The sequence below is a fragment of the Rhizobium sp. R711 genome (genome assembly GCF_002211365.1).
GTDB lineage: Bacteria > Pseudomonadota > Alphaproteobacteria > Rhizobiales > Rhizobiaceae > Rhizobium.
Window position 1 is genome coordinate 32,715 of record NZ_LOKZ01000023.1, and the last position, 20,965, is coordinate 53,679.

16 protein-coding genes are annotated in these 20,965 nt (G+C 60.1%); 13 read left to right on the forward strand and 3 right to left on the reverse strand.

The features are described from left to right. Nucleotides 1-4 precede the first annotated feature (4 nt). Entirely contained in the window at nt 5-712 is a 708-nt protein-coding gene (locus tag ATY80_RS18380) for a NapC/NirT family cytochrome c (RefSeq protein ID WP_088694069.1), read from the forward strand. A gap of 326 nt (nt 713-1,038) precedes the next feature. Here ATY80_RS18380 and ATY80_RS18385 read toward each other — a convergent pair whose 3' ends face one another. Further along, a complete protein-coding gene (locus ATY80_RS18385) occupies nt 1,039-5,286 on the reverse strand; it encodes a hypothetical protein (protein ID WP_245306872.1) in 4,248 nt (1,415 codons plus the stop codon). 791 nt (nt 5,287-6,077) lie between these two features. Between ATY80_RS18385 and ATY80_RS18390 the strand changes: the two genes are divergently transcribed. From ATY80_RS18390 to glf, 3 genes are read left to right on the forward strand one after another with little or no spacing between them, the layout of a single operon-like run. Beyond that, entirely contained in the window at nt 6,078-8,132 is a 2,055-nt protein-coding gene (locus tag ATY80_RS18390; RefSeq protein WP_088693786.1) for a hypothetical protein, read from the forward strand. A 30-nt stretch (nt 8,133-8,162) separates the two neighbouring features. Further along, nucleotides 8,163-9,416 (forward strand): hypothetical protein, encoded by a 1,254-nt coding sequence (locus tag ATY80_RS18395; protein ID WP_088693787.1) that lies wholly within the window; start codon nt 8,163-8,165, stop codon nt 9,414-9,416. Nucleotides 9,417-9,470: 54 nt separating this feature from the next. Further along, nucleotides 9,471-10,622, forward strand: a complete 1,152-nt coding sequence (glf, locus tag ATY80_RS18400) for a UDP-galactopyranose mutase (protein WP_088693788.1) — start codon at nt 9,471-9,473, stop codon at nt 10,620-10,622. Between the two features lie 81 nt (nt 10,623-10,703). Here the strand turns inward: glf and ATY80_RS18405 are convergent, their stop codons facing one another. Further along, entirely contained in the window at nt 10,704-10,985 is a 282-nt protein-coding gene (locus ATY80_RS18405; RefSeq protein ID WP_088693789.1) for a hypothetical protein, read from the reverse strand. Between the two features lie 309 nt (nt 10,986-11,294). Here ATY80_RS18405 and ATY80_RS18410 point away from each other — a divergent pair, with 309 nt between their 5' ends. From ATY80_RS18410 to ATY80_RS18450, 9 genes are all read left to right on the forward strand, one after another. Further along, on the forward strand, nt 11,295-11,570 hold the full coding sequence (locus ATY80_RS18410) for an acylphosphatase (protein WP_088694070.1): 276 nt from the start codon (nt 11,295-11,297) through the stop codon (nt 11,568-11,570). A 153-nt stretch (nt 11,571-11,723) separates the two neighbouring features. Further along, nucleotides 11,724-12,374, forward strand: coding sequence for a Rieske (2Fe-2S) protein (locus ATY80_RS18415; RefSeq protein WP_088693790.1), 651 nt, complete (start codon nt 11,724-11,726; stop codon nt 12,372-12,374). After that, nucleotides 12,374-13,219 (forward strand): aromatic ring-hydroxylating dioxygenase subunit alpha, encoded by an 846-nt coding sequence (locus tag ATY80_RS18420; protein ID WP_088693791.1) that lies wholly within the window; start codon nt 12,374-12,376, stop codon nt 13,217-13,219. The genes ATY80_RS18415 and ATY80_RS18420 overlap by 1 nt, the downstream gene beginning before the upstream one ends. Next, nucleotides 13,216-13,872 (forward strand): glutathione S-transferase family protein, encoded by a 657-nt coding sequence (locus tag ATY80_RS18425; RefSeq protein WP_088693792.1) that lies wholly within the window; start codon nt 13,216-13,218, stop codon nt 13,870-13,872. Before ATY80_RS18420 ends, ATY80_RS18425 begins: the two co-directional genes overlap by 4 nt. A gap of 1 nt (nt 13,873) precedes the next feature. Continuing rightward, nucleotides 13,874-15,253: an amidohydrolase gene (locus ATY80_RS18430; protein WP_088693793.1), complete on the forward strand. Its 1,380-nt coding sequence runs from the start codon at nt 13,874-13,876 to the stop codon at nt 15,251-15,253. 24 nt (nt 15,254-15,277) lie between these two features. Beyond that, the gene (locus tag ATY80_RS18435) at nt 15,278-16,375 is read left to right on the forward strand and encodes a BMP family ABC transporter substrate-binding protein (RefSeq protein ID WP_088693794.1); all 1,098 of its coding nucleotides are present in this window, start codon (nt 15,278-15,280) and stop codon (nt 16,373-16,375) included. A gap of 4 nt (nt 16,376-16,379) precedes the next feature. Beyond that, nucleotides 16,380-17,900, forward strand: a complete 1,521-nt coding sequence (locus ATY80_RS18440) for an ABC transporter ATP-binding protein (protein ID WP_088693795.1) — start codon at nt 16,380-16,382, stop codon at nt 17,898-17,900. Beyond that, on the forward strand, nt 17,897-18,994 hold the full coding sequence (locus tag ATY80_RS18445; protein ID WP_088693796.1) for an ABC transporter permease: 1,098 nt from the start codon (nt 17,897-17,899) through the stop codon (nt 18,992-18,994). The genes ATY80_RS18440 and ATY80_RS18445 overlap by 4 nt, the downstream gene beginning before the upstream one ends. Continuing rightward, on the forward strand, nt 18,991-19,908 hold the full coding sequence (locus ATY80_RS18450) for an ABC transporter permease (RefSeq protein ID WP_088693797.1): 918 nt from the start codon (nt 18,991-18,993) through the stop codon (nt 19,906-19,908). The genes ATY80_RS18445 and ATY80_RS18450 overlap by 4 nt, the downstream gene beginning before the upstream one ends. Before the next feature lie 262 nt (nt 19,909-20,170). Here the strand turns inward: ATY80_RS18450 and ATY80_RS18455 are convergent, their stop codons facing one another. Then, on the reverse strand, nt 20,171-20,965 hold the full coding sequence (locus tag ATY80_RS18455) for an ABC transporter ATP-binding protein (RefSeq protein ID WP_088693798.1): 795 nt from the start codon (nt 20,963-20,965) through the stop codon (nt 20,171-20,173).

The window sequence follows — 20,965 nt, forward strand, 5'->3', positions numbered from 1 at the left end:
CATGATCACGAGGATCTGGAAAGTCTTGCTCCAGGCGTGGCGGATCATGACCACGCCGGCCGCGACAATCGGTCTTGGCGTGCTGACGCTCGGCGGGTTCATCGGCGGCGTCATGTTCTGGGGCGCGTTCAACACTGCGCTCGAACTTACCAACACGGAGACGTTCTGCGTCTCCTGTCATGAGATGCATGACAACGTCTATCAGGAGCTTTCGCGCACCATCCATTTTTCCAACCGCTCTGGGGTGCGCGCGACCTGTCCCGACTGCCACGTACCGCACCAATGGACGGACAAGATCGCGCGGAAGATGCAGGCGTCAAAGGAAGTCTGGGGCAAGATATTCGGCACGATCAACACGCGGCCGAAGTTCCTGGAGAAGCGTCTGGAACTCGCCCAGCACGAGTGGGCCCGCATGAAGGCCAATGACAGCCTTGAATGCCGCAACTGCCATTCCTCGGTGGCGATGGACTTGCAGAAGCAAACGCAACGTGCAGCGCAAATACACACTCAATATCTTCTGTCCGGTCGGGCGACATGCATAGATTGCCACAAGGGCATCGCCCACGAGCTACCAAACATGGAAGGGATCGATCCTGGCTGGAAGATGCCGAAGGAACTTGAAGGCAACAAAATGGTAAATTCTACACCGATCGACGATCTACAGGACGCAATTGCGAGAGCCCATAATTCCTCGGCTGTGGTCTTTGAGTAGCATGGTCAAGATGGGTATTCACGTAGAAGCGATTGCACTGACGCTTTGGTAGGTACTCGAAGCGTGGTCGTCGAATACTCCGTGCTGGTGGGAGCTGTTAAACAGCTGCATGGTTAGCGAGGGGCAGCCAAGGCAAGACCGGTCTTGTGTGTCGTAGCGCAGCTTGTCCTTCGATCCATGGCTTTGAACTGACGGCCAAAGAACGGGAGCTTGCTGCAGCTGCTTTCGCATGCTCCCAGGTGCGGCGCAGGCAATAGAGCCGCAGACAGATGCCAAATGAGATGAGCGGGGCGATCATGACCATGATCGCCCCGCTCCGCCATATCTTAGATCGCGTGGTATGCCGCGATAATCGCTTCCACCTGAGAGGTGTTAAGTGCTGACACCTGCGTCGTGGTGACGGCCAGTAGCTGGTCGCTGGACAGATGCGCGATGTCGTCTGTGGAAAGACCGGCCATCGCGCTCGACTTGATCGCCGCAATATCGGCGGTCGAGAAGGTCGCAATATCATCGGTGGACAAGGCGGCGATCTGTGCCGAGCCGAGCGCAGCGACCTGTCCGGTGGTCAGGGCCTCGGCCTGAGCCGTGCTCAGAGCACCGATCTGAGTGGTCGTCAGCGAACCGACTGACTTGGTGTTCAGCGCGGCGATCTGATCGGTCGACAGGGCTGCGAGATCGTCCGTGCTCAGTACCGACACCTGGGCGCCGGACAGGGCATTGATCTGCGACGAACTCAAGGCACCGATCTGAGCGGTGGTGAGCGCCGCGATCTGGGTGGTCTTCAGTGCGGCAACCTGGGTGGTCTTCAGCGCCGCAGCCTGATCGGTCGACAGGGCTGCGAGGTTGTCAGTCGAGAGCCCCGCAAGCGCAGTGGCTGTGATTGCAGCAACATCGCCCGTCGAGAAGGTAGCGATGTCTGCGGAAGACAGCGCCGCGATCTGTGCCGATCCGAGGGCAGCGACCTGACCGGTGGTCAGGGCCTCGGCCTGGGCCGTGCTCAGAGCACCGATCTGAGTGGTTGTCAGCGAACCGATGGCCTTGGTGTTTAGCGCGGCGACCTGATCGGTCGACAGGGCTGCAAGATCATCCGTGCTCAGGGCCGCCACCTGCGTGCCGGACAGAGCATTGATCTGCGACGAACTCAGGACGCCGACCTGGGCGGTCGTCAGCGCCGCAACCTGGGCCGTCTTCAGCGCGGCAATCTGGGTGGTCTTCAGCGCTGCAGCCTGATCCGTCGACAGGGCTGCGAGGTTGTCGGTCGAGAGCCCCGCAAGCGCAGTGGCGGTGATTGCAGCAACATCGCCCGTCGAGAAGGTGGCGATGTCTGCGGACGACAGCGCCGCGATCTGTGCCGATCCAAGCGCCGCCACCTGACCGGTGGTCAGGGCCTCGGCCTGGGCCGTGCTCAAAGCACCGATCTGAGTGGTTGTCAGCGAACCGACAGACTTGGTGTTCAGCGCGGCGACCTGATCGGTGGAGAGTGCGGCAAGGTCGTCGGTGCTCAGGGCCGCGAGCTGCGTGCCGGACAGAGCATTGATCTGCGACGAGGTCAGGACGCCGGCCTGGGCGGTCGTCAGAGCCGCAACCTGGGCCGTCTTCAGTGCGGCAATCTGCGTGGTCTTCAGTGCCGCAGCCTGATCGGTCGACAGCGCTGCAAGATTGTCGGTGGAAAGGCCCGGCAGGGCAGCCACCGAGATCGCCGCAATATCGGCGGTCGAGAAGGTGGCAATGTCAGCGGTAGACAGGGCGGCGACTTGCGCCTGGGTCAAGGCGGCGACCTGTGTCGAGGTGAGAGCCTCGACCTGAGCGGTGCTCAGGGCGCCGATCTGAGTGGTCGTCAGCGAGGCCAGGGATCTGGTGTTCAGCGCGGTGACCTGGTCGGTCGACAAGGCTGCGAGATCGTCGGTGCTCAGGGCCGCGAGCTGGGTGCCGGACAAGGCACTGATCTGCGACGAGGTCAGGACGCTGGCCTGGGCGGTCGTCAGCGCCGCAACCTGCGCCGTCTTCAGTGCGGCAATCTGGGTGGTCTTCAGCGCTGCGGCCTGATCCGTCGACAGGGCTGCGAGGTTGTCGGTGGAAAGACCCGCCAGGGCACCAGCCGAGATCGCCGCAATGTCGGCCGTCGAGAAGGTGGCGATGTCTGCGGAAGACAGCGCTGCGATCTGGACGGAGCTCAGTGCTCCGACAAGGGCAGAGGTCAGGGCCTCGGCCTGGGCCGTGCTCAGCGCACCGATCTGAGTGGTCGTCAGCGAACCGATGGCCTTGGTGTTTAGCGCGGCGACCTGATCGGTCGACAGGGCTGCAAGATCATCCGTGCTCAGGGCCGCCACCTGCGTGCCGGACAGAGCATTGATCTGCGACAAACTCAGGACGCCGACCTGGGCGGTCGTCAGCGCCGCAACCTGGGCCGTCTTCAGTGCAGCAATCTGCGTGGTCTTCAGTGCCGCAGCCTGATCGGTCGACAGGGCTGCGAGGTTGTCGGTGGAGAGCCCCGCAAGCGCAGTGGCGGTGATTGCCGCAATATCGGCCGACGAGAAGGTGGCGATATCTGCGGAAGACAGCGCCGCGATCTGTGCCGATCCGAGGACAGCCACCTGACCGGTGGTCAGGGCCTCGGCCTGGGCGGTGCTCAAAGAGCCGATCTGAGTGGTCGTCAGCGAACCGACAGACTTGGTGTTCAGTGCTGCAACCTGATCGGTGGAGAGGGCGGCAAGATCGTCCGTGCTCAGAGCCGCCACCTGGGTGCCGGACAGGGCATTGATCTGCGATGAGCTCAGGACACCGACCTGGGCGGTCGTCAGCGCCGCAACCTGGGCCGTCTTCAGTGCGGCAATCTGCGTGGTCTTCAGTGCCGCAGCCTGATCGGTCGACAGCGCTGCAAGATTGCCGGTGGAAAGACCTGCCAGGGCAGCAGCGGAGATCGCCGCAATATCGGCGGTCGAGAAGGTGGCGATGTCTGCCGAAGACAGGGCTGCGATCTGTGCCGAGCCGAGCGCAGCGACCTGGGCGGTCGACAAGGCTTCGGCCTGGGCCGTGCTCAGAGCACCGATCTGGGCGGTCGTCAGCGAGCCGATGGCCTTGGAACTCAGCGCGGCGACCTGATCGGTGGAGAGTGCGGCAAGGTCGTCGGTACTCAGGGCCGCGAGCTGCGTGCCGGACAGAGCACTGATCTGCGACGAGGTCAGGACGCCGACCTGCGCTGTCGTCAGCGCCGCAACCTGGGCCGTCTTCAGTGCGGCAATCTGGGTGGTCTTCAGCGCTGCGGCCTGATCCGTCGACAGGGCTGCGAGATTGCCGGTGGAAAGGCCTGCCAGGGCAGCAGCCGAGATCGCCGCAATGTCGGCCGTCGAGAAGGTGGCGATGTCTGCGGAAGACAACGCCGCGATCTGTGCCGATCCGAGGGCAGCGACCTGTCCGGTGGTCAGAGCCTCGGCCTGGGCCGTGCTCAGAGCGCCGATCTGAGTGGTCGTCAGCGAACCGATGGCCTTGGTGTTCAGCGCGGCGACCTGGTCGGTGGAGAGCGCGGCAAGATCATCCGTGCTCAGGGCCGCCACCTGCGTGCCGGACAGAGCATTGATCTGCGACGAACTCAGGACGCCGACCTGGGCGGTCGTCAGCGCCGCAACCTGGGCCGTCTTCAGCGCGGCAATCTGGGTGGTCTTCAGGGCTGCAGCCTGATCCGTCGACAGGGCTGCGAGGTTGTCGGTCGAGAGCCCTGCCAGGGCAGTCGCGGTGATCGCCGCAATGTCGGCCGTCGAGAAGGTCGCGATGTCTGCGGAAGACAGCGCCGCGATCTGGACGGAGCTCAGTGCGCCGACAAGGGCAGAGGTCAGGGCCTCGGCCTGAGCCGTGCTCAGCGCACCGATCTGGGTGGTCGTCAACGAGCCGATGGCTTTGGAACTCAGCGCGGCGACCTGATCGGTGGAGAGTGCGGCAAGATCGTCCGTGCTCAGCACTGCCACCTGGCTGCCAGACAGGGCATTGATCTGCGACGAACTCAGGACGCCGACCTGGGTGGTGGTCAGCGCTGCGATCTGGGCGGTCTTCAGTGCGGCAACCTGCGTGGTCTTCAGTGCCGCAACCTGATCGGTCGACAGGGCTGCGAGGTTGTCGGTGGAAAGGCCTGCCAGGGCAGCAACGGAGATCGCAGCGATATCGGCAGTCGAGAAGGTCACAACGTCATCAGTGGACAGGGCCGAGATCTGCGCCGAGGTCATGGCACCGACCTGCGAAGAGGTCAACGCTTCGACTTGGGATGACGTCAACGCGGCAACTTGTGTTGAATTCAGTGCCGCAACCTGAGTCGACGCCAGGCTTTCGATCTTCGTGGTGTCGAGAGCTGCAAGCTGGCTGAGCGTCAAGCCAGCGACCGAGGTGGCCGCAATGGCGCTCATCTGCCCGGTGGAGAAGGCCGCGATATCGTCGGTGCTGAGCGCCGCGATTTGGGCCGAGGAGAGAGCCTTGACCTGAGTGGTCGTCATCACCGCGATGTCGCTGGTGGTCAGCGAGGCGATCGTGATGGTCGAAAGGGACTTGATCTGATTGGCGCTAAGGGAGCTGATGATGGAAGTCATGGACGCGAGCCTTCGAGGTTGATCGTTTGTGGACATCACCGGTGCTGCCGACCACGAGACAAACGCGGCGACCCCCTCGTCCGAGGCTCAGCTACGTAATGCGCGTGCCATATGCGGCGCCCGTTCATCTCGACGCGAAAACTTCGATCGCTAAAGCGTCCCGATGAACGGAAATGTCGGATTGAGGACATGGCTCGCAGGAGCCCTAGCGCAGGAAGGCTTCATGCAGACAGGACAAAAGCATCCTGCTTCCTACGCCCACGAATGAGGTCCCCTCCTGAAAGGATTGGTCCATTCATTTTGCCGAAGTCTCACCCAGTTGCAAACTGTGGACTTCTGAGAGAAGAGGTAGCGGCCAAGGTTAAATTTTGAGTTAACGGGCCGAATCCAAGGACAAATTTGTCTCAGACTTGGACAGGGCAAATTCTGTTGGATCGAGAAGGTTCAAGCAAAGGCTTGCTTCCGACACGGAGCTAAGCCGCTGACCCGATTTGGCAACATATCGGCGAGACGCAGGCGTCGAAAGTCTTCCATAGGACCTCAGATGCACGATTCCCCCTGCTTCGAGAGCCAAAAAGCCAGATAAAACAACTTGATGGTATCTGCGCTTCGCGGGATGACGACTTCCTGTGTTCTATTCGGGGGCGGGCACTGCGAATGATGCCGGTCCCTGACGGAATAGAAGAGGCAAAACTGCGCGAGCAATGAAAGCACAAGCCCAAAGCAAGCTAACGCGACTATGACCCTTCAAAACATGTTCTCAGTGTCGGCCGCCTGTCATCGGAATTTCTATGAACATCAACACAAATCTTGCCTCAGAGCCTCTTTTGCCATTCCCTTCTCTACTTGAACGCGCACGACAACAGCAACTTTCGGTGACGGAGCTGTTTCAGTGTGCCGAGAGCTTGAATTCCGCCGGACAGAGGGAGCAAGCCGGGGAACTTTACAGGTCTTGGATTGCGTACAACGATTCCAACCCCCTACTGCATCTGGTCTACTTCAATTATTCCGTTACGCTGCGGCAGCTGGGCGATCTGAGCGGCTCGATCAATGCGTTGCGCGCTGCATTGAAGATCGAGCCGCGATTCGGGCAGGGCCATATCAATCTTGGCCGCGCCCTTGAGGATGCCGGACTGACCGGACAGGCAATCCAGCAATGGCAGGCCTTTGCAGAGATGACGGCCGAGATCACACCCGAACGCGTTGGCCATCGTCTGATGATTCTGCAGCATATTGGTCGCGTGCTCGAGAACGCAGGGCTTATGGAAGAGGCGGAAAAGACCCTTTGGCAGGCAATGGAGTTGCGGCCCGAAAAGATCGAATCAGGTCAGCATTGGACCTCTTTGCGGCAACGCCAGTGCAAATGGCCGACATTGGTCCCTTCGGAACACGTCTCCGCGCGACAACTCTTGGACGCGTTGTCGCCCCTGACCCTCGCCTGCTATGCCGACGATCCCATTTTCCAGCTTGCCAAGGCGTATCGCTATTGCACGTCGCTTGTCGGTCGGCCCGACTTGACAGGGTTTGCGCGCATTGCCCCTCGTCAAAAATCCAATACCGCGCAACGGTTGCGTATTGGATATGTGTCGTCTGATCTGCGCGACCACGCGGTCGGCTTTGCCCTCAGCGAGGTCTTCGAGACGCACGACAAGAGCACCGTCGAGATCTACGCCTATTATTGCGGTGAAGCGCGCACGTCGGATGCAACACAATCGCGCATAATGAATGCCGTCGATTGCTGGCGTGATATTTCGATGATCGGCGACGAAGATGCCGCAAGGCAGATCGTCGCAGACGAGATCGACATTCTTGTCGATGTCAACGGCTACACGAAGCATGCGCGTACCAAGATCTTTGCCTATCGGCCGGCGCCAGTGATCGTCGCCTTCTGTGGCTATCCCGGAACCATGGGCAGCCCATTCCACCAATACATCATCGCCGACGAGCACATCATCCCGCCGGGCCACGAGATCTATTATTCGGAAAAAGTGCTGCGGATTCCTTGCAACCAGCCCGTCGACCGCCAGAGGCAGATCGCACCTCGGCCGGACCGTGCGGACGTAGGCCTTCCCGAGGATGGGTTCATATTTGCCTGCTTTAACGGTATGCAGAAGATCACCGCGGCCTGCTTTGCTCGTTGGATGGCTATCCTTGCGGCAACACCGAACAGCGTCCTCTGGTTGCTCAGCGGAGGCGAGAATGTCGATCAGCGGCTCAGGCAGACGGCCGAGCAACACGGGGTGTCGTCGGAACGGTTGATTTTCGCGCCCAAGGCTCCCAACCCGAAGCATCTCGCCCGCGTTGGGGTGGCCGATCTCTTCCTGGACACCTTTCCTTACGGAGCGCATTCCACGGCAAGCGACGCCGTTACCATGGGATTGCCTGTCCTAACCTTCCCCGGCAATGGCTTCGCATCGCGCTTCTGTGCCAGCATCGTCGCTGCGGCCGGTGTGCCGGAACTCATATGCGATGGGCCGGACGACTACGTTGTAAAAGCTATCGCTTTTGCGAAGGACCGTGAGGCCCTTACCGCGGTAAGGCAGTCCTTGGAGCGGCAGCGCGACGCCAGCGTTCTTCGCGACATCCCGGCTCTCGTTCGCCGTCTCGAGCAATTGTATTGGCAAATACAAGGCGAGTGCGAGCGTGGCGAAACACCCGTGCCCGATCTGAGAAACCTCGACGTCTACTACGAGGTCGGGGTGGAGATCATGAACGAGAACATCGAGTTCGAAGACAGCGCCGCCTACCGGCAGCGTTATTTCCAGAAACTGGCAAACTGGCACGCCTTTTCCCCGATCCCGTATGACGGCCGTCTGTGGACGCCAGAAACTGCTCCTATTCGATGAGCACAACCAACTCCAGGAAACGAGGCTGAAATGGCTCCAGTTATACTTGTCACCTTTGCAGGCAGACAGAAGAGAATGGAAATCCTGACCCGATACATTCACTCGGCCATGGATGCCGGAATCATAGACGAGTGGCATGTCTGGGATTTCACACGCTCTCAAGAAGACCACGAATGGGTCACGCGTGAATTTGGCCCGGTTCGTTTCATGGGGGCGGACGCTGCGTATCAATCGAAGGGGTCGGTGGCGCCCAATCAGCCGCTACGCCTCAGCGCAACGATCACCAACGACCTTCATATCGCAATCATTCCCAATGACGGTGGCGAAGACTATTTCGAGCTGGTGGTCGGCGGCTGGAACAATTCGCACTCCGCCTTGCGCAAGCTGCCGCGCAGCGCGCTTACGAATTTCGATCGTGACGGTATTCCTGCACTCTGGATGAGAGCGACCCCCGGTATTCTGTCGCCTGGCACTCCAAACCAGATCGTGCTCAACGTCGATGCGGCGGGTGCTCCTTCGCTCCATGTCAACAATGTGGCGATCGGGAGCTGGAGTGACCTTAATATCTCTGCCGGTGCGTCGATCATGGTGCGCGGCGGCTGGGGTGCCTCCCTGGAGCTCGGGAACGTACGGTCGCGGATACAACGCTTCGTGGGGAACCCGAACGAGCATATCCCCTATTGGCAAGCCTATAACTTCTACGCGACCCGGCTGCAGGCGTTCTCGGAGTCGATATTCCTGAAATGCGACGACGACATCGTCTACATGGATATCGAAAAACTCAGCGATTTCATCGAGTTCCGGAGAACAAACCCAAAATACGTGATCGTTTCGGCCAATGTGGTGAATAACGGGGTCTGTGCTCACTGGCAGCAACTGGCCGGCTCCATTCCCGAATATGTCGGTCATTTCGAGCGGCCGCCAGGTGGGTTCGGTGGAAGCCTGTGGCAAAGCGCGGAGCGCGCCAACGAGCTCCACGACTACTTCCTGCAGACCAACAGCAAGCATCTGCCGTTGCCGAGTAAAGTGATCGAATGGAAGGAACGTCAGTCGATCAACTTCATTGCCTGGCTTGGCAAGGATCTCGTGCATATGGCCCTGCCGAAGGGCGACGACGAGCGCGCACTGACAGTTGATCTGCCGGAACTTCTAGGCCGCCCGACGGCGATTTATTCCGATTTCACGGTCAGCCACCTCAGCTTCGGCCCCCAGGAGCAGGGCCTGGCTTTGGATCGTTTGATCGGTGCTTACGACGAACTGATGCGCAGCTCGATTGCGGCGTAACACCTTTGGCTGTCCCCCTAGAGTTTTCTCGATACGAGACTGGAGCGTCCTGGAATGCGGGTAAATGGAAGAATTGGCATCGTTGGCGCAGGATTGTCCGGTGCGATCATCGGCCGGGAACTTGCGGTGGCGGGCCATCAGGTCGAGATCTTTGATATGCGCGCCCATATTGCGGGAAACTGCCATACCGAGCGCGACCAGGAAACGGGGGTGATGGTGCATGTGTACGGCCCGCATATCTTCCATACGGATGACATTGAAGTCTGGGAGTATGTGAACCGGTTCCAGACCTTCATGCCCTATAAAAACCGGGTGAAGACAACGTCGAAGGGCAAAGTCTATTCATTGCCCGTCAATCTGCACACGATCAATCAGTTCTTCGAGAAGACCTTCCGGCCGGACGAGGCCCGTTCCTTTATCGAGACCCAGGCCGACAAGACGATCGAGGACCCGACAACCTTCGAAGAACAGGCACTCCGCTTTGTTGGCAACGACCTCTACGAGGCATTTTTCAAAGGATATACGCAAAAGCAGTGGGGTTGCTCGCCAACGGAATTGCCGGCGTCCATTCTCAAACGGCTTCCCGTGCGCTTCAATTACGACGATAATTACTTCGCGCATAAATACCAGGGAATGCCTGAGAACGGTTATACCGATATGGTCGGCCGAATTCTGGACCATCCCAACATCCAGGTGAGCCTCAACACCCACTTTCTCCGCACGCAAAAAGAAGATTTTGCGCATGTGTTCTACTCCGGCTCGCTCGACGGCTATTTCGATCACGAATTCGGGCCATTGGGATATCGAACGCTTGACTTCGAGCGCTTCGACTATGACGGCGATTACCAGGGCTGCGCTGTCATGAACTATGGCGACGTGTCCGTGCCTTACACGCGCATCACCGAGCACAAGCATTTCTCACCCTGGGAGGAACATAAGGGTTCCGTTTGTTATCGAGAATTCTCCCGAACCTGCGGCGATGAGGACATCCCCTACTATCCAATCCGGCTCGTCAAAGACAAGGAACAATTGGCTCAGTATGTTCAACGTGCAAAGGACGAAACATCCATCACCTTTGTTGGGCGGCTTGGAACCTACCGTTATCTTGATATGGATGTGACTATTCGTGAAGCGCTCGATACTGCGCGGCTTTACCTCAGCGGAGTGTCAGAGCGGATGCCTGTCTTCTATCACTCGCCGATTTAAAGCCACGGGCCGTCAAGCGGTCACCTGCGAGCCGGCTGCACAATCGCCACCCAAGTGCCCGGCGGCAACGTCACCGCACGCCTAATTCCGGGTCCTTCCACGATGCATCCGATCCTCGAACGACGCCACGAGCGAGATCCCCTGCTCCAGGAGGATGGTCGCCGCCCTCAGCTCGTGTGGCGACAGATCGCTGATAAGCCCGCGGATCGTGTTCGCAAGACAGGTCGAATTGTCAACGTAACGGATGTCGCCAATTTCCTGGGCCTGTCCTGCGGTCACTTCCAGTGCTTCGGCGACCATCGACATAATACTCGATCGTTCGCGCAGCGTCATTTCATCAAGCGTCTTACCAGGTTCCTGCATCGAGAACTCCCAAACGGGCAGGCCGCGAGGCGACCTTTCAGCACTGCACAATCCTTCTCACGGGCCGGCATTTTTAGGCGAGATCGCCTGCCCCATAGATGGACACCACGGCGCATTGAGACAAGGCATGGCTTCCATGCAGGCGGCGCATGTCAAGTCCCGCGGCCACAGCGAGATCGCCGCCGTCGATGCGTGAGGGGTGCCAAGGCAGGTGGGTCGCCACCGCGGCTGCAGACAGGCTCGTCCTGGGGGCTTTCGCAAGTTTACCCAGGCGCTATGCTGTCATTGAGGCAAAAGCGCGAGACCTTCATCATGGAACAGCATCAAAGCCACCCGCAAGAAAGGATGACGATCCTTGGCGATCTTGAGGCGGCCTCCTTCATTCCCTGGATTCGCCGTCACGCGGCAAAGCTTGGCCTGTCGCAAGCCATATCTTACAGCAGTGCCGATCGGGTCGAGCTGGAGGTTGCCGGGCCGGCGGAATTGATCGACATGATGGAGATGGGCTGCTCGCTCGGCCCGATCGATGTCTGGGTGGAAACGATCCTGCGCACGCCCGTCGTGATCGACGCAAAACAGCGGTAGGGGTACTCGTCCATCTTTCCAATGCCTTTTATTTAATCAGCGTTGCCAATGCGAAACTATTATGCAAACGTGATGCCCGTCTGCGACGAGCCAAGGATTCCAATATCACGCGTAGCGCAGGCAATATATTGATAATGCTAAGAAAGTTTAGCCATGCGATCCGATACGACGGGCATCTGGACGCCAGTCGCCCTTTCCGCGGATTTGCCGTCAGGAACGGTCATGCCGGCCCGCACGCCAGCCGGCCCCATCGCCTTATGGAGAAGTGCATCGGGGCGCCCAGCAGCAGCGGCAGATCGCTGTCCTCATCGTGGCATGCGATTGTCCCACGGCTTTGTCCGCGGCGAAGCACTGTCTTGCATCTATCACGGCTGGAGTTACACAAGGGCAGGAAACTGCCTGCGTATTCCTGCGCATCCGGGCCTCGTGCCGCCCGACACAATCCGCGTAACGACGCAGAATGTGGAGGAAGTCGACGGCGTGATCTGGGTGGCCGCTGGAGAAACGACGGAGCGACCGCCGCGATTTGAAGATCTCATTCCCCTGCGTTCGCTGACGGCAAATGCCGGCATTGGCGCCATTGAAGCGGTTGCCGGCGCCAAGACCGGCACCGACGGCCTTCTGCGACCATCCCGCAAGTGGCCAGACCTGGGATTGTTGGTTGTTTCACAGGAGCAAGATCAGACGCTTATCCATATCCTGCTCAAGGGTGATGTTTCTACATCCCAGCGCATCTCGGCATCACGGAGCACCGAAGCCTTGCGGCGGGCGGCAGAAGACGTTCAGGCAAGAGGGCTCGCGTGATGGAACTGGGAGCGATGCTCAACGAATGGTATCCAGTCGGCCTCTTCAGCCAGCTCGACGACAGTGCATATGAAACCGCCTTGATGGGCGAACCAGTGGTGGTCTCGCTCGACGCCGACGGCAAGGCCAGGGTGGCATCTCAAGGCGGGCGCGAACTGCCTGTTTGTGTTCGTTATGGACACGTTTGGTCCTCGATCGGCACGCCTCAAAAAGAACTGTTTGCAATACCCGAGGCTGACCAGCCCGGTCGCCGGTTTGTCGATGTCGGCGTCGTTCGCGTGCGCTGCTCGCCGCTTCGCGCCGTCGAGAACTTTCTCGACATTGCGCATTTCCCGTTCGTGCACACAGATATCCTTGGCGCAGAGCCCCACACGGAGGTTCAAAACTACAAGGTCGAAATCCGGGACGTCGAGGACGAGGTCTGGGCAACGCAGGTCAAGTTCTATCAGCCACAGGCTGCAAAGTCCGCAAGCGGCGGCATCACGACGGAATACATGTACCGCGTGCCGGCTCCCACCTGCTCCGTGCTCTACAAGACCTGCCCGCCCCACCCCAGCGAGTGGGATGTGATCACCCTTTTCGTGCAGCCGCTGGCTGAGGATCTATGTGACGTATGGCCATGGATGGCGCTGTTTGACGACGTCACCCCGATGACCGATCTGATCCACTTTCAGCAGACGATCTTCCTTCAGGACCGGTCGATCCTGGAAAACCAGATTCCGCGACTTCTCCCACTTGATCCAGGGATGGAGATACCCACGCGCGCCGATCTGACCTCCGTGGCGTATCGACGCTGGCTGAAACGCCACAACTACACCTATGGGGCACAGCTGGTGGCGCAATGAAGCTCTACGATTACATACTCTCTCCAAGTTGCTACAAAGTGCGACTGATGGCGGCTCTTGCGGGTGTCAGGCTTGATCTCAGGCCAGTGGACTTTCACCCTGGTGGCGAGCATCGCGGGCCCGAGCTCCTGGCGCTTAACCCGGCCGGCTCCATTCCGATCCTGGAAGACGCAGATCTCCTGCTGACCGAATCGTCGGCCATGCTCGTTTATCTTGCCGCAAACAACGCTCCGGAATGGCTCGGCTCGACAGCCGAGGAAGCCGCACGAGTGCAGCAGTGGCTTTCCTTTTCACATCGGCTGACTGCAAACCTCGGAGGCGCACGTCTTCACGAGATGTTGCACCGTCCGGGAGATATTGCCCTCCTGCAGACACAAGGAACCGCTGCGCTGCGCGAGTTGGAGGCCGGGCTCGTTGAACAAAACCTGCGCGGCAAGTCGTTCCTCGCATCAGCGCGTCCGACAGTGGCCGATATTGGCTGCTTCCCTTACGTGGCGCTTGCACCAGACGGTGGCGTCTCGCTCGATCCCTACCCCGCGATCCGCCTCTGGTCGCGCGCCATACGCGCGCTCGACGCGTTCATCGAGATGCCAGGCATCCACCGGCTGCACGAATTGAAGCCCGAGCCGCAGATTGCTCCGGAAGACGAATAAGATGACCGGCTACCTCCTGAAGAACTGCGCAGCCGTGATTGTCGACGAGGGGATGGGACCGACAGTCCGGCGCAACGTCGATGTTTTGACGACCGGCCCGGCGATCCGGGCGATCGGCAATCACCTTGACCAAGACAAATTGCCTGTTGGCACCGCGATCCAAGACGCCACCGGCTGGTTCGTCTATCCTGGACTCGTCAATACGCACCACCACTTCTTCCAATGCTTTGTGCGCAACCGTGCAGATCTCGACTGGACGAAGCTTTCGGTTATCGAGTGGCTCGAGCGCATCTATCCGATCTTCTCGCGGCTGAACGAGGATTGCTTTTATCATTCCTCGGTAACGGCGATGGCCGAGATGATCAAGCATGGCTGCACCACGGCCTTCGACCACCAGTATTGTTTCCCGCGGCATGCCGGAAAGCGACTGATCGACCGCCAGTTCGACGCAGCCGACCTCATGGGCATGCGCTTTCATGCCGGTCGAGGCGGCAACACCCTGCCAAAGTCTGAGGGATCGACGATTCCGGATTCGATGCTGGAAACGACCGACGAGTTCATCGGTGATTGTGCGCGCCTGATTGACACCTACCACGACGCCAAGCCTTTCAGCATGCGCCAGGTGGTGGTGGCGCCTTGCCAGCCGGTCAATTGCTACCGCGAGACCTTCGTCGAATCGGTCGCATTGGCACGCGATCGCGGCGTCCAGATGCATACGCATGTTGGCGAGGGTGAAAGCCCGGCCATTGAAGCCCGCCATGGAATGCGCACGGTCGATTATTGCGCCGAACTCGGTTTTGCCGGATCAGATGCCTTCTACGCCCATTGCTGGGAGTTGACGCATGACGAACTCCGCAAGATGGCGGCAAGCGGCACCGGCGTTTCACATTGCCCCGAGCCGGTCTATCTCGTTGGCGCCGAAGTGACCGACATCCCGGCCATGTCCGCCTTTGGCCTGCGGGTCGGGCTCGGCTGTGACGGGGCTGCATCAAATGACAACTCGAACCTGATGAATTGCGTGCACTCAGCCTATATGCTCCAGTGCCTGGCCGCATCGAGGCGCCAGCACTGCGTTCCGCCTCCGGTCGATTTCCTTGGCTATGCGACCACAGGCGGGGCAAGCCTGCTAGGGCGTCGCGACATCGGTCGACTTGCACCGGGCTTGGCTGCGGACCTTTTTGCGATCGACACACGGCGCATGGACTATGTGGGCACGCGACACGATCCGTTGAGCCTGATTGCCAAGGTCGGCATCGGAATGCCGACCGATTTGACCATGATCAATGGCCGTATCGTCTGGCACAAGGGCGAGTTCACGGGGCTCGATGAAGCCAGGCTGTTTGCCGAGGCTGAAGCCGCTCTCGCCACTGTGGAATTTTAAGCCACCAAGAAGGGGAACCAAGACATGACAAAGATTTCTCGCAGAAGATTGATGCAAGGGGCCGCAGTTGCGGGTCTCGCTGGTGCCCTTGGCGGGCGTTCAGCGATCGCTGCCGGCGGACCGCTCGGCATCACCCTCGTTGTTCCCTCTCCCATCGGTGACGTCGGCTGGGGCCGGGCGCTGCAGGACGGCCTCGAGCCGGTCAAGGCCGCCTATGGCGACAAGGTGAAGGTCACCGTGCTTGAAAACATCGCCGAAGGCCCGGACGCCGACCGCATCATGAACAAATCTGTTGCGGACGGGAACAACTTCCTGATCGCCGGTTCCTTTGGCTATCAGAACGGCGCCCTGCAGATCGCCCGCCGCAACCCGAAGGTCACCGTGCTGCATGCCTCCGGCTTCCAGGTTGCGCCGAACTTCTCGCCCTTTGCGGCGAAAAATTTCGAAGGCACCTACCTGCTCGGCATGGCGGCCGCCGCTGTCTCAAAGACCGGCAAGCTCGGCTCGGTATCCGCATTTGCAATCCCGGAACTGATTGCCTCGATCAATGCGTTTACGCTCGGCGCCCAGGCAGTCAACCCGAAAGCTGAAGTCTCCGTGGTCTGGGTGAATTCGTGGTTCGATCCGGCCAAGGAACAGGAAGCGGCCAAGGCTCTGATGGCGCAGAGCTGCGACGTGATCTTTTCCAACGCACAAGATACGCCGTCGGTTGTTTCGGTTTGCGAAGCGGCCGGCATCTATGCCTGCAACCTGAACTCGTCGATGAAGAAATACGCCCCGAAATTCTACCTCGGCTGCGCCGCGACCGACTGGTCGCCCTTCTTCAAGGCTTCGGTCGATGCCCATGTCGCCGGCACCTTCAAGGGCGCCAACGCGTTCCTTGGCATGAAGGAGAAAGTCGTTCATATCGCTGACTGGAGCCCTGATGTCCCGCCAGACACGATGACTAAGATCAAGAGCATCGAAGCCAAGATCGCAGATGGCAGCGGCTCGCCATTCGCAGGTCCGGTCACCAAGGCCGACGGCAGCGAGTTTGTGGCCTCCGGTGCGACCATGAGCGATGCCGACATCATTGCCATGGACTGGCACGTCAAGGGCGTGACCACGCCGCTGCCGAAGTAAGCTCGTGACCGTCCCGCTCCTATCGCTCCGCGGCATTTCGAAATCCTACGGCCAGATCAATGCCAACCGGTCTATCGATCTGGATGTGGATGCGTGCTCGATCCATGCCATCCTTGGAGAAAACGGGGCGGGCAAGTCGACGCTGATGAAACTCATCTACGGCGTCGAGCAGCCAGACGACGGAACCGTCGTCTGGAAAGGGGAACCGCTTGCCTTTGGCTCCCCTGCGGAGGCCAGGCGTAACGGCATCGGTATGGTCTTTCAGCACTTCTCCCTGTTTGAGACACTGACGGTCGTGGAAAACATCCAGCTCGTGGTACCCGGCAAGAAGGCTGATCTCGTCGGCCGTATCCGTACGCTCGGGCGCGACTTCGGCCTCGAGGTCGATCCGCTTGCTTATGTGCATGCACTATCCGTCGGCGAACGGCAGCGCGTCGAGATCATCCGATGCTTGATGACCGATCCGAAGCTCCTGATCCTGGACGAACCGACCTCCGTCCTACCACCGCAGCTGGTCGACAGGCTCTTCGACACCTTGCGGCGTCTTCGCGACGGCGGGGTGTCCATCCTCTTCATTTCCCATAAGCTCGAGGAAATCCGGGCGATCTGCGACCGGGCAACCATCCTGCGCGCGGGCCGCGTCACCGGCAATGTCGACCCACGCGAACACGACGCCCACGATCTCGCCCGCATGATGATCGGCCGCGACATGCCGGAGCCGATGCCAGCTGTGCCCCATTCCGGCGGGGAAAAGCGCCTTGAGATCGTTGCTCTCGACCACCATCCGGACGATCCCTTCGGCGTGGCTCTTTCCGGCATAAGTCTCACGGTGCGTGCCGGCGAGATCCTGGGAATCGCCGGTGTTTCGGGCAACGGTCAGAGCGAACTCGCCGCACTGATTTCCGGCGAGCAGATGCTTTCGCGCTCGCGTGAGAAGATCTTCATGATGGGCCAGGATGTCGGTAGGCTCGATGCGGCCGCCCGCCGTCGGCTTGGCTTTGCCTTCGTGCCGGAAGATCGTCTTGGACGCGGTGCGGTGCCGGAGATGTCGCTCGTTCTCAACAGCCTGTTGACCGCCCATCCGCTAAACCTCTTGCGACACGGGCTAGTCGACAAGGCACAGGCAACAGGCTTCACCAACGATTGCATCCGCCAGTACGATGTCCGCACACCGGGCCCTGATGTCGAGGCCGGATCGCTGTCGGGCGGCAATCTGCAGAAATTCATCGTCGGGCGCGAGATCATGTTGTCGCCGAAGCTGCTGTTCGTCGCTCAGCCGACATGGGGTGTCGACGTCGGCGCCGCTTCGGCAATTCGCCGCAGACTGGTTACACTGCGCAACGAGGGCATGGCCATCCTCGTCATTTCCGAGGAGCTCGAGGAGCTTTTCGAACTCAGCGATTCTATTCAGGTGCTCTATCACGGCACCTTGAGCAAGCCGCTCATCCCACGAGACACGAAGCCCGAGGAGATCGGCCGATACATGATTGGGGCAAAGGCATCACCAGAGAAGGCCCTGGCATGAGCGTCTCGTCCGCAGCCTTCCTTCCGACCCTCGTGCGACGGGAGCGCGCCTCGCTCGTCGCCACACTTTTGGCGCCCGCAATCGCGCTCATCGTCGCCACGGCTCTCAATCTTTGCCTTTACGTGCTGATGGGCCGCGACCCGGCCGCCGTCGTCTATGCCATGCTGCTCGAACCTTTCCTGTCCTTCGCCTCCTTTTCGGAAGTGCTCCTGAAGTTCGCACCACTTCTGCTCATTGCCCAAGGGCTTGCGATCGGCTTTCGTGCCAAGGTCTTCAACATCGGTGCCGAAGGTCAGTTTATCCTCGGGGCCATCTTCGCCTCCGCCATCCCGATCTACTTCCCGCAGGCGACAGGCCAGTGGATCTGGCCGGTGATGCTATTGCTTGGTGCGCTCGGCGGCGCGCTGTGGGCGTCGCTGACCGCCTTCTGGCGCGTTCGCTTTAACGCCAACGAGATCCTCGTCTCGCTGATGCTGAGCCTCGTCGCGGCACAATTGCTCTATTACCTGCTCCTTGGTCCTTGGAAGGATCCGAACGGGTTCAATTTTCCCCAATCCGTGATGTTCCAGTATGACGCCATGGTGCCGCTCCTGATCGAAGGCACACGCGTCAACGTCTCACTGCTCTTGACGCTGGCGCTTTCGCTTGCCGCCTTTGTCTTCATGCAAAGAAGCTTCATCGGATACAAGCTGCAGGTGGGTGGTCTCGCGCCGCGCGCGGCCGGCTACGCCGGTTTCAGCGAAGGCTCCGCGATCTGGCTTTCCCTTCTCATAGGCGGTTTCGCCGCAGGTCTTGCCGGTGCCGCTGAAGTCGCCGGACCGCTTGGCCAGTTGCAGCGCTCGATTTCCACCGGTTATGGCTACGCCGCCATCATCGTTGCCTATCTCGGCGGGCTGCATCCAATCGGCATCGTTTTCTCCGCACTGATCATGGCCGCGCTTTATATCGGCGGCGACAATGCCATGGTTTCCGCAAACCTGCCGATCGCCGCAGTTCGCGTCTTCCAGGGGAGCCTGCTGCTCGCCTATCTCATCGCCATTGCCTTCGTTCGCTATCGCCTCGAATGGCCGCGCGCGCACCGGAGCCCATCATGAGCGCCATCGAGTTCATCCTGTCCGGCATGCTTGCAGCCGCGACCCCGTTCCTGCTTGCCGCCCTCGGTGAGCTGGTGGTCGAACGCGCTGGTGTCTTGAACCTGGGAGTGGAAGGTTTGATGGCCTTTGGCGCCGTTCTTGCCTTCATCATCGTCTATCAGGGCGGCGGCCATTTCCTTGGCTTCATCGCCGCCGGGGCGGGTGGCGCCATCCTGTCACTGATATTCGCCTTTATCGCACTGGGGCTCAGAGCAAACCAGGTGGCGACGGGGCTCGCCATCGGCATTCTCGGCCAGGGTCTCTCCGCACTTTTCGGCAAGAGCTACGAGGCGCTGACCGTTACCGGCATTACGAAGATCGCCATTCCGGGGCTCTCCAAGATACCGGTCATCGGCGGCCTGTTCGTGCAGGACGTCGTCGTGTGGCTGTCGCTGGCTGCCACCCTCGCCATCTGGGGTATGTTTTCCTACACGAAGACCGGACTTGTCGTTCGGGCAGTCGGTGAAAATCCCAAGGCTGCCCACGCCATCGGATACAGGGTGCTAGCCGTGCGCGTCGCCACTGTCGCCTTCGGTGGAGCAATGGCCGGTTTTGCCGGCGCCTACGCCTCCGTGGTCTACACGCCACTGTGGGCCGATGGCATGATCGCCGGACGTGGCTGGATCGCCATCGCGCTCGTCGTCTTCGGCACCTGGCTCACGGGTCGCATCTTTCTCGGCGCCTGCCTCTTCGGCGCTGTCTCGCTAATGGGACTTGCCGGCCAGGCCGTAGGCGTGAACCTGCCCTCACAACTTCTCTCCAGTTTGCCCTATCTCGTCACGATCATCGTGCTCGGCGTCATTTCCGCAGACCGTCGCCTGCTCAAGCTGAATGGTGTCGCCTCGCTCGGAGAACCCTTCGAACGCTCGCCCTGACGCAAAGCGGCTTGTTGCAAAATACGGCACCTTGACGGATGCGAACCGCCGACCTGACCAGAAATCGGTTAGCAAACAAAGCTGCTTTTCTGGCCTGGCGAGCTAAAGCCAGTGATCGCTTTGCTGGGCATGCTCGGCAAGCGACTTCTACTCACCGCGACAGGCGTGGATGACGAACATAGCACGCAACCATAAACCGACGATCCCGGTCGCGAATGAATTATCGATCGGAACAGCGATCGAGACGTTCGGCTCCTAGGTTTCAGCCTTTAGCGACATTGGGTTCAACATTACGAGTGCGGATCGGAGCGATATATCCACGGCTCCCATCGAGCAGCATCTGCGTATAAGGGTGGCGGACATTGTTCGACAGCAGTTGATCCCGCGTCGCGATCTCCACGAACATACCGTCCTGCATCACCGCGACGCGATTGCACAGGTGCGCGATGACAGCCATGTCGTGACTGACAAGGATATAGGTCAGCTTCTCGCGCTCACGCAAATCCTTGAGCAGGTTCAGGATTTCAGCCTGGATCGAGACGTCGAGCGCCGAGGTTGGCTCGTCCAACAGCAAGATGCGCGGTTTCAGGATCAGTGCTCGCGCAATTGCGACGCGCTGCCGCTGCCCGCCGGACAACTGATGCGGGAAGCGATGTCTGAAGCGGTGCGGCAGACCGACGTCCAGCAGGACCTGCTCGACGCGATGCTGTCGATGGTCGAGGCCATGGATTTCAAGCGGTTCCAGCAAGGTGCGCCCGATCGTATGACGCGGATGCAAGGAGCCGAACGGGTCTTGAAACACCATCTGTTGTTTGGCGAGCTGCGAGCGGGACCGCTTCGGACCGACCGTCTCGCCGTCGATCGAAACCGAACCGCTCCATCCCTTGATACGGCCGGCCAGCGCACCGAGCACCGTCGACTTGCCACAACCGCTTTCGCCAACGAGGCCGAAGGTCTCGCCCGGCGTAACCTCGAAGGCGACGCTCTTGACGACCTGCTTGAAGTCATTGCCGCTGCCGAAAGAGATGGCGAGATTGTTTACCGATATGATGGACAT

Bases quoted from the DNA above. Each gene is read 5' to 3' on its own strand.
- ATY80_RS18390 (WP_088693786.1), top strand. From the start codon at position 6,078: ATGAACATCAACACAAATCTTGCCTCAGAGCCTCTTTTGCCATTCCCT.
- ATY80_RS18420 (WP_088693791.1), top strand. From the start codon at position 12,374: ATGGAACTGGGAGCGATGCTCAACGAATGGTATCCAGTCGGCCTCTTC.
- ATY80_RS18445 (WP_088693796.1), top strand. From the start codon at position 17,897: ATGAGCGTCTCGTCCGCAGCCTTCCTTCCGACCCTCGTGCGACGGGAG.
- ATY80_RS18415 (WP_088693790.1), top strand. From the start codon at position 11,724: ATGCGATCCGATACGACGGGCATCTGGACGCCAGTCGCCCTTTCCGCG.
- ATY80_RS18395 (WP_088693787.1), top strand. From the start codon at position 8,163: ATGGCTCCAGTTATACTTGTCACCTTTGCAGGCAGACAGAAGAGAATG.
- ATY80_RS18450 (WP_088693797.1), top strand. From the start codon at position 18,991: ATGAGCGCCATCGAGTTCATCCTGTCCGGCATGCTTGCAGCCGCGACC.
- glf (WP_088693788.1), top strand. From the start codon at position 9,471: ATGCGGGTAAATGGAAGAATTGGCATCGTTGGCGCAGGATTGTCCGGT.
- ATY80_RS18435 (WP_088693794.1), top strand. From the start codon at position 15,278: ATGACAAAGATTTCTCGCAGAAGATTGATGCAAGGGGCCGCAGTTGCG.
- ATY80_RS18385 (WP_245306872.1), bottom strand. From the start codon at position 5,286: ATGACTTCCATCATCAGCTCCCTTAGCGCCAATCAGATCAAGTCCCTT.
- ATY80_RS18455 (WP_088693798.1), bottom strand. From the start codon at position 20,965: ATGTCCATCATATCGGTAAACAATCTCGCCATCTCTTTCGGCAGCGGC.
- ATY80_RS18430 (WP_088693793.1), top strand. From the start codon at position 13,874: ATGACCGGCTACCTCCTGAAGAACTGCGCAGCCGTGATTGTCGACGAG.
- ATY80_RS18405 (WP_088693789.1), bottom strand. From the start codon at position 10,985: ATGCAGGAACCTGGTAAGACGCTTGATGAAATGACGCTGCGCGAACGA.
- ATY80_RS18425 (WP_088693792.1), top strand. From the start codon at position 13,216: ATGAAGCTCTACGATTACATACTCTCTCCAAGTTGCTACAAAGTGCGA.